Below are 7639 nucleotides of genomic sequence, written 5' to 3'. Positions count from 1 at the left end.
GTGAACACCTTGCCTGATGTTTTATTCTGCTGACTGCGCGGGTACCAGCACCGGTTTATTACCAGATGCCAGATACGTTGCCACCACAACGCCAACCCCGAGTAAGGCCAGAATAAATCCTGTCATTCCCAGCCAGCCCATTGAATGGAAAACAAAACCGTTGATAAAACCAATAACCGAACCGCCCATGTAGTAGAAGAATAAATAGAGCGCGACGGCCTGGCCTCTTGCATGGGTTGCATTTTTACTGACCCAGCTTAAGCCGATAGAGTGGCAGCCGAAGAAACAGCCGGTAAAAATGACCGCGCCCACAATAAAGGTGACAACATTCGACGTCAGCGTCAGCAGCATGCCAAAGGCCATGATCAGGAACAGCACGCGCAAGACTTTCATCGCGCCATATTTCGCTGATAAGCGACCGGCCTGCGGAGCCGTAAAGAAGCTCAGGGCAAAGCTAAAGGAGAGCAGACCTGCATTAGCCGGTGAAATATGGAATGGTTCACCCTTCAGGAAGAACGCCAGATAGTTATAAAGAGAGGTAAATGCGCCGAAGATAATAAAGCTGATGACAAACGCCAGCGCCAGATTTTTGTTTTTGAAATGCGATGCCGCCCCTTTCACCATTCGCATCACGTTCAGGTTCTGCGTAGGGGTAAAGTTTTTGGATTCAGGCAGCAGGAATTTCACCAGAATGGCAACCGCAATCAGGCTGACGGCAAAGCCGTAAAAGATGACATTAATGGAAACGTGATCGATAAGCTGGCTGGCAACAATACGGCCGGACATGCCGCCCATCGAGTTACCGAAGACAAAATATCCCGTGACGATCCCTGCTGCTACCGGTGCGACTTCCTCACTGATGTAGGCGGTTGCCGCTGCCGCGATACCGCTCAGCGCCAGACCAATCACCGCACGCAGCGCCACCAGCATCGCCCAGGACTCCACCAGCGGGCAGAGCAGCGTCAGGATCCCGCCCAGCAGAAGGGAGACAATAATTAATCGCTTCCTGCCATAGTGATCGGATAACGTTCCGGTAAATAACAGGCCAATAGCCAGCAGTGCCGTTTCTGCTGACAGGATAATACTCACCTGACTGACTGGCACATTATATTCCACAGCCAGCGTCGGCAGCAGAGGTTGAATAAAAAACAGAGAAGCAAGTTCAGCAAGCCCGGATAATGCCAGCGCCAGAATTACGCGAATATGCGCGCTGGCTTTTACCGGCTCAGATGCTTTCTGGGTATTGTTAGCATGCGTTAACGCCATAATAACCTCAGTATTATAGTTAAGGTACAGAATTTCGTTGTGTAAGGCAGATATTTTTCGGACTTTATTTAATCAACTTCAGAGAGCATTTTCTCAGGTACGCAAACAACGCCTTCAAATAATTTACGTGAAGTACGAATAACCGCCGCACGGGTATTTTCGATATTGTTATCTTCTCTCAATAGTGACACCGATATTTTTCCACTTGGATGTTCGATATCAATAATATTGGTAAAGCGTTCCTTTGGTCGGTCGGCGATGATTTTCGCGGCGACGGAGCCTTCAATGAGCGTCGCGGTCGAAATACCAATTGATCCGGTAATCGCCAGTGATTTATGACAGGTGTGTGGCATGAAATAGCGCACCTGAAGCGTTCCGCCGTTACGCGCCTTGCTGAGCAGAACCGGTTTAGGGATCACTTTGTTGGACACGTCCCCTAAGCCCATCGCGGCGCCAGCCTGACGACGCAGATGTTCCAGTCGTTCTTTAAAGGCCTTATCAGCGTCCAGCTCTGCGGGTGACTCTCCTCCTGTTTTGCCCAGGGCTGAGGCGTCAATCAATACCATGGGCATCGCCATATCGATACAGGTGACTTCTATCCCGTCGAATCCGTTTGTCACGCTGTCCGTTGGCAGTAATTTTCCTGTTTTAGAACCCGCAGAATTCAGGAACGTTAAGCCAATGGGCGCAGCGGTACCCGGCACACCGTCAATCTGGGTATCGCCTTCATACACGACCCGGAAATCTGGCGTTTGCACTTCCGCATCAACCAGAGTCCCGGTATTAAGATTACGGATCCGCACCGTCGTTACCGGGCTTTGCGCCTTCACCAGCCCTTTTTCTATCGCAAAGGGCCCCACGGCACAGAGCATATTGCCGCAGTTGGGTGTGGTATCGACGCGACGTTCGTTGACCATCACCTGCGCAAAGAGATAATCCACATCAGCGTCCGGGCTGTCGGAAGGACTAACGATGGCCACCTTACTGGTTTGCGGACTTCCTCCGCCAATACCGTCAATTTCAAGTTCATGGCCCGCGCCCATCAGGCTGAGTAAAACCGCATCACGCGCTTCGGTTTCCGCTGGCAGGTCGCTGGCCAGAATAACGGGACCTTTTGATGTCCCGCCACGCATTAATACACATGGGATCTTAAGCATGTCTTTTTCTCATTTCACTTTTATCAGGAGCGCAATAAGGTTTTCACACTCCAGTTGATAACTCTAATGTCAAAAAAAGCGGGATTAATACGTTTTGCACATTAATAACCCTTGCGTTATCGTGGTTTAAGAAAAGCGAAAATGGGATGCAGACATGCAACATGAATTACAGGGAATACAAGCGTTTGTAAAAATTGCAGAAATCGGATGTTTTACAAAAGCGTCGCAATTTCTTCATATTTCACAACCGGCGTTAACACGAAGAATTCAAAAACTGGAAGAAAGTCTGGGTACCACGCTGTTTGAGCGTTCAACGCGCAGCGTCAAGCTCACGACGGTGGGAAGAGAATTTTTACCTAAGGCAAAGAATTTAATCGATTTTTATGAAAGCTCAGTCCTGAGTATTAAAGAAATGGCGACACATCAGGCAGGGGTTATTACGGTTTCCTGTATCCCTACTGCCGCCTTCTATTTCCTGCCTTCAGTGATACGAGATTATAACAATGACTACCCAAACATCCGGATCCGCATCCTTGAGCACAGTGCCAGCGATTGTCTCGAAGCGGTTTTAAATGGCGACGCAGATTTCGGTATAAATATGATAAACATCACACATCCGAATATAGATTTTGCCCCGCTGGTGAACGAACCTTTTGTTCTGGCATGCCGCCGCGACAATGAACTGGCGAAAAAACCGCTGGTGACCTGGGACGATCTGGCAGGCATGAAGCTTATTGGGGTCAGGCGTTCCAGCGGGAACCGTTCGCTTATCGATCAGGCGTTCGAGAAAATGGCCTGGAAGCCGAACTGGTTTTATGAAGTGCGTCATCTGTCAACGTCACTGGGGATGGTGGAAGCGGGTCTTGGCGTCTCTGTCGTTCCCAGCCTGGCGATGCCGACCGATGAACATCATATTCTGGTCAGCCGTCCGCTGATTGAACCCGTCATACGCCGCACCCTGGGGCTGGTACAGCGCCGGGAAACAACCCTGAGCCCGGCGGCGGAGAAGTTCCGGGAGATGGTTTTACATCTGTGGTCCGGTGAAAACCGCAGCCCCTGGATTGGCAAATTTACCCAGTTGTAACCGTCTCATATTGGCCCAAAAGTACCGGTATTGGTGTTCCAGGTGACTCCTGTCGTTGATGACTGTGCGAAATAATGGCTCCCGAACAGAACACAGAGGGAGTTCACGTGAAGATATCCATTTTTCGTACGGCATTGCTGATTGGCATGATAAGTACGTTTTCTACTTACGCTACCGAACAGGAGACACCCCGGATGAATAGCAAAACAATTCGCGCGATGACGGGCGCAACGGCAACACAATCTTTATCTGCTTCTGACACTGCGTTAATCGTCGTGGATATTCAAAACGAATATTACGCATCAAATGATTTTCGCGGTCAGATGGTTATCCCGGATGGCGAGAAAGTCCTTAAGAATAGCCAAAAACTGGTCAGCTATGCCCATCATATCGGGCTGCCGGTATACTTCGTGCGTCATCTGGGGCCGGTGGATAGCCCGCTGTTCGCCGAAGGGTCTGTCTTTGCGCAATTCCATAAAGATCTGCAACCTTCTGCGCAAGACATTATTATCACCAAAACGACCCCCAGTTCTTTTGTTGGCACCGATCTGGATGCGCAATTAAAGAAAAAAGGGATTAAAAAAGTAATTGTGATTGGTCTGATGACGCATATGTGCATTTCGTCTACTGCGCGTGACGCCGCCCCCCTGGGTTACAGCGTGATTATTCCAGAAGATGCAACAGCAACACGCGATCTGGATGATGGTCAGGGTGGCGTGGTGGATCACAAAACACTGCAACGTGCGGCATTAACCGGTGTTGCCGATGTATTCGCTGAGATAATGACCACTGAAGACGTTATAGCACTGCCAGTCACAAAATAAGACCGGACTTGAACCCTGTCGCCAGCCAGACTTCTATACTGGCTGGCACATGGAGGCTGATATGACGTTGAAAATTGGTATTGTGGTATTTAATGGCATCATCCCTTTTCACCTGTCGGTGCCGTATGCTGTGTTTGAGAAAGCACTGACGCCGCAAGGTGAGCCACTTTGTCAGCTGGTTGTTTGCGCCACGACGCCTGGTGTGCTTAAAACCAATGCGGGTTTTTCTATCGTCGTTGAGCGCGGGCTGGATGCGTTGGCCGGAATGGATATGGTCATCGTCCCAAGCTGGGATGTCCCTGAGCATGTTCCTGAACCAGAACTTTTGCAGGCCTTGCAAAATGCCCATGCCGCAGGAGCACGTATTGTCGGTTTGTGTATGGGCGCGTTTGTTGTCGCGGCCGCCGGACTATTGAAAAACCGGCCTGTGACAACGCACTGGCGATGGGCAGCTGACTTTCAGCGCCTTTACCCCTGCGCGCAAATGAATAATGACGTACTTTATATCGATGATGGTGACGTTGTCACTTCTGCAGGAACAGCGGCCAGTATCGACTGCTGTCTGCATCTGGTGCGTCAGGCATGGGGAGCAGAAGTGGCAAACAGCGTCGCGCGTTTGCTGGTTGTACCGCCCCATCGTCAGGGTGGACAGCGACAATATGTCGAATTACCGGTTCAGAATACGCGTCGCGGGGATAATTTCACCAACGCGCTGGCCTGGGCAACGGAGAACCTTGCGCTCGCCCTCACGTTGGACTGCGTGGCGGAAAAGGCCTGTATGAGCCGCCGCAGCTTTACCCGACGTATTCAGCAAACAACCGGGGAGAGTTTTTCGCGCTGGCTGCTGAACCAACGCATTAGCGTCGCGCAACGCTATCTCGAAAAAACTGACCAGCCGGTGGATGACATTGCCGAGCGGGTCGGGTTTCCCTCGACAACCTCTTTGCGTCGTCACTTTAACAATCGGCTGAATACGTCGCCTTCCCGCTATCGACGCGAATTTCGCGGCCGATAGCGGTCCAGATTATTTCCCGTGCGTATCAAAACCCGCCATCACTGCCGTCAGCTCTGCCAGTGAAAAACCGTGTTTCGCATCATCAACGCCCAGCCCAAAGCGCGTCTGCATCAGTTGATACAGCGCCGCGGCATCGGGGAGATGGAGCTGCTCCTCCACATGGCCGTTCTGCCAGTGGGTAAAGTTGAAGTTGGTTAGCGTCAGCTTGCCGCCGTCCGGCAGATGGCGACACATCAGCAGATGATGACGGAAATGCGACTGCGGCCAGTGCGCTGACCAGAAATTCCCCATCACATAATCACTGAAATACTGCGTTGTCAGGTCAAAATGGTACATCGACTGCCAGTGGTCGTGATGGCGGAACTGCAGCACCCAGTCGTTGCCTTCGCTCAGCAGACGATACAGCCCGTGCGGCGTCTCCTGTTCTTCGTTAGCGAGCAGACGAATCGGCGCCGTCAGCGTCTGGCCGCCAAACCCAACGTCGGCAATCCAGCGCTCTCCGTTAAGCTCAACCAACAGCAGACGGTGTGTACGCGGCGGCATTTGCGACGGATTAGCTAATACCACGCGCCCGAGCACGCTACGCACCGTAAACCCGACTTCACGCAGGACGCGCTCGAAAAGGCCGTTTTGCTCAAAGCAGTATCCCCCACGTCGCCCTGTCACCAGTTTGTCGACCAGGCACCCATCGTCAAGCTGGATTTCGCGCGGCAGGACGACATCGATATTCTCAAAAGGGATCGCACAGTTGTGATGCAAATGCAGCGCGCGCAGGGTGTCGATATCAACAGAAGCCGGCTGCTTCCAGCCGATGCGAGCGTAATAGGCAGTCAGAAAGGGGGACATATATCAGTTTCCTTTGATAGTGATGCTGTGTTTATAAACTAATTCTACGCGTCCACTTTGATTTCCGTGCTTTTTCTGCATACTCATCTTTGTAGATGAGGAGATCCTATGAGCCACTTTCGCCCTGTTGAATTACGGCATGCCAGCCGTCTGCTGAACCACGGCCCCACCGTACTTATCACCAGCCGGGATGAAACCCTGGACAGACGCAACGTTATGGCCGCCGCTTGGTCCATGCCTGTGGAATTTGAACCGCCGCGCATCGCTATTGTGGTGGATAAAAGCACCTGGTCGCGCGAACTGATTGAACACAGCGGGAAGTTTGGCATCGTCATTCCCGGCGTGGCTGCAGCCAACTGGACCTGGGCGGTGGGTAGCGTCAGTGGACGTGATGAAGACAAGTTCAACTGTTACGGGATCCCGGTGGTAGACGGTCCCGCCCTCGGCCTGCCCGTCATAGAAGAAAAATGTCTGGCGTGGATGGAGTGTCGGTTATTACCCGTCACATCCGCAGCAGAAAAATACGATACGTTGTTTGGCGAAGTGGTTTCAGCGGCAGCTGATGAGCGTGCGTTTGTCGAAGGACGCTGGCAGTTTGACGGTGATAAGCTGAATACACTGCATCATCTTGGGGCCGGAACGTTTGTGGCAAGTGGGAAGATGGTGAAGGCGCTGGATTGATTGCCTAAATCATATCTTACTGAATTATAGTAAAATTCTATGGCATTTTATGTTTACAATAATGATGCGAAACGGAGGATATTTTCGGAGTTGTTTCTTAGAGCTCTTTTATTAAGGAAATATCTCATGTCATGGAATAAAGATGGTGCAATCTCGTATGCCAAATCACACGCCCAACCGAAAAGTACGGGGTATTGTGCTCGCTACGTCACCGAAGCAATCAGAACCGGTGGAAAATTAAAAATCCCGAATACACGTTTGGCAAAAGATATGGGGCGGACGTTAGTCAACGCTGGGTTCCGCCTGGTATATGATCAACCGCATGCTGGAGACGTAGCAGTGATCCAAAATATTGTTGGTCACGATAGCGGCCACGTTTGCATATACGATGGTCAACAATGGATCAGTGATTTTGTACAACGCACCATGTACCCAGGACAGGCTTACCGAACTATACAACCTCATTACGAACTGTTCAGGCACGACTAATGAAAATACTCTTCTTTTTTCTCTTTGCCCTGTCTCCGTTCGCGGTTGCTGAAAGTGTTTATGCCCCAGGGCAGGCAGCGCTCAAATTCAACCAATGGTATATCGCGCAGCTGAATCAGGACAAACCGCCAGTTCTCAATCCAGACATCATGCATGAATACGTTGCCTCAGGGACAATTGCTGCAATTAAGGAAATGTACTCAGGGGACAGTAACGAGAAAGACATGCCCGATGCGGATATGTTCATTAAAGCGCAAGATTGGGATGAGGACTGGAA

9 protein-coding genes are annotated in these 7639 nt (G+C 51.0%); 6 read left to right on the top strand and 3 right to left on the bottom strand.

Translation table 11 applies throughout. The features are described from left to right. Positions 1-21: 21 nt before the first annotated feature. Complete coding sequence (locus LDK53_RS21840) at positions 22-1266, bottom strand: MFS transporter (RefSeq protein ID WP_126800085.1); 1245 nt, start codon at positions 1264-1266, stop codon at positions 22-24. 68 nt (positions 1267-1334) lie between these two features. Further along, positions 1335-2423 (bottom strand): 4-oxalomesaconate tautomerase, encoded by a 1089-nt coding sequence (locus LDK53_RS21835; RefSeq protein ID WP_225288058.1) that lies wholly within the window; start codon positions 2421-2423, stop codon positions 1335-1337. A 154-nt stretch (positions 2424-2577) separates the two neighbouring features. Between LDK53_RS21835 and LDK53_RS21830 the strand changes: the two genes are divergently transcribed. From LDK53_RS21830 to LDK53_RS21820, 3 genes are all read left to right on the top strand, one after another. Next, positions 2578-3507, top strand: coding sequence for a LysR family transcriptional regulator (locus LDK53_RS21830; protein WP_047958689.1), 930 nt, complete (start codon positions 2578-2580; stop codon positions 3505-3507). Positions 3508-3653: 146 nt separating this feature from the next. After that, the gene (locus LDK53_RS21825; RefSeq protein WP_225288059.1) at positions 3654-4331 is read left to right on the top strand and encodes an isochorismatase family protein; all 678 of its coding nucleotides are present in this window, start codon (positions 3654-3656) and stop codon (positions 4329-4331) included. Positions 4332-4392: 61 nt separating this feature from the next. Beyond that, positions 4393-5346, top strand: coding sequence for a GlxA family transcriptional regulator (locus LDK53_RS21820; protein WP_225288057.1), 954 nt, complete (start codon positions 4393-4395; stop codon positions 5344-5346). Positions 5347-5355: 9 nt separating this feature from the next. Here LDK53_RS21820 and nhoA read toward each other — a convergent pair whose 3' ends face one another. Continuing rightward, a complete protein-coding gene (nhoA, locus tag LDK53_RS21815; protein ID WP_095451242.1) occupies positions 5356-6192 on the bottom strand; it encodes an N-hydroxyarylamine O-acetyltransferase in 837 nt (278 codons plus the stop codon). 108 nt (positions 6193-6300) lie between these two features. Between nhoA and LDK53_RS21810 the strand changes: the two genes are divergently transcribed. The 3 genes from LDK53_RS21810 to LDK53_RS21800 form a co-directional block, all read left to right on the top strand. Continuing rightward, on the top strand, positions 6301-6873 hold the full coding sequence (locus LDK53_RS21810; RefSeq protein WP_225288056.1) for a flavin reductase family protein: 573 nt from the start codon (positions 6301-6303) through the stop codon (positions 6871-6873). 126 nt (positions 6874-6999) lie between these two features. After that, on the top strand, positions 7000-7362 hold the full coding sequence (locus LDK53_RS21805) for a hypothetical protein (RefSeq protein WP_045285026.1): 363 nt from the start codon (positions 7000-7002) through the stop codon (positions 7360-7362). Continuing rightward, on the top strand, positions 7362-7639 hold a 278-nt coding region (locus LDK53_RS21800; protein WP_225288055.1), incomplete at its 3' end, for a DUF3828 domain-containing protein. The genes LDK53_RS21805 and LDK53_RS21800, both read left to right, overlap by 1 nt.

The organism is Enterobacter sp. K16B, assembly GCF_020216105.1.
GTDB classification, from domain to species: Bacteria; Pseudomonadota; Gammaproteobacteria; order Enterobacterales; family Enterobacteriaceae; genus Enterobacter; species Enterobacter sichuanensis.
This window is presented reverse-complemented; position numbering and strand designations above follow the sequence as displayed.

What these genes read in the sequence shown, in the direction of transcription:
- LDK53_RS21840 (WP_126800085.1), bottom strand. Translation starts at nt 1,266, where the DNA reads ATGGCGTTAACGCATGCTAACAATACCCAGAAAGCATCTGAGCCGGTA.
- LDK53_RS21835 (WP_225288058.1), bottom strand. Translation starts at nt 2,423, where the DNA reads ATGCTTAAGATCCCATGTGTATTAATGCGTGGCGGGACATCAAAAGGT.
- LDK53_RS21830 (WP_047958689.1), top strand. Translation starts at nt 2,578, where the DNA reads ATGCAACATGAATTACAGGGAATACAAGCGTTTGTAAAAATTGCAGAA.
- LDK53_RS21825 (WP_225288059.1), top strand. Translation starts at nt 3,654, where the DNA reads ATGATAAGTACGTTTTCTACTTACGCTACCGAACAGGAGACACCCCGG.
- LDK53_RS21820 (WP_225288057.1), top strand. Translation starts at nt 4,393, where the DNA reads ATGACGTTGAAAATTGGTATTGTGGTATTTAATGGCATCATCCCTTTT.
- nhoA (WP_095451242.1), bottom strand. Translation starts at nt 6,192, where the DNA reads ATGTCCCCCTTTCTGACTGCCTATTACGCTCGCATCGGCTGGAAGCAG.
- LDK53_RS21810 (WP_225288056.1), top strand. Translation starts at nt 6,301, where the DNA reads ATGAGCCACTTTCGCCCTGTTGAATTACGGCATGCCAGCCGTCTGCTG.
- LDK53_RS21805 (WP_045285026.1), top strand. Translation starts at nt 7,000, where the DNA reads ATGTCATGGAATAAAGATGGTGCAATCTCGTATGCCAAATCACACGCC.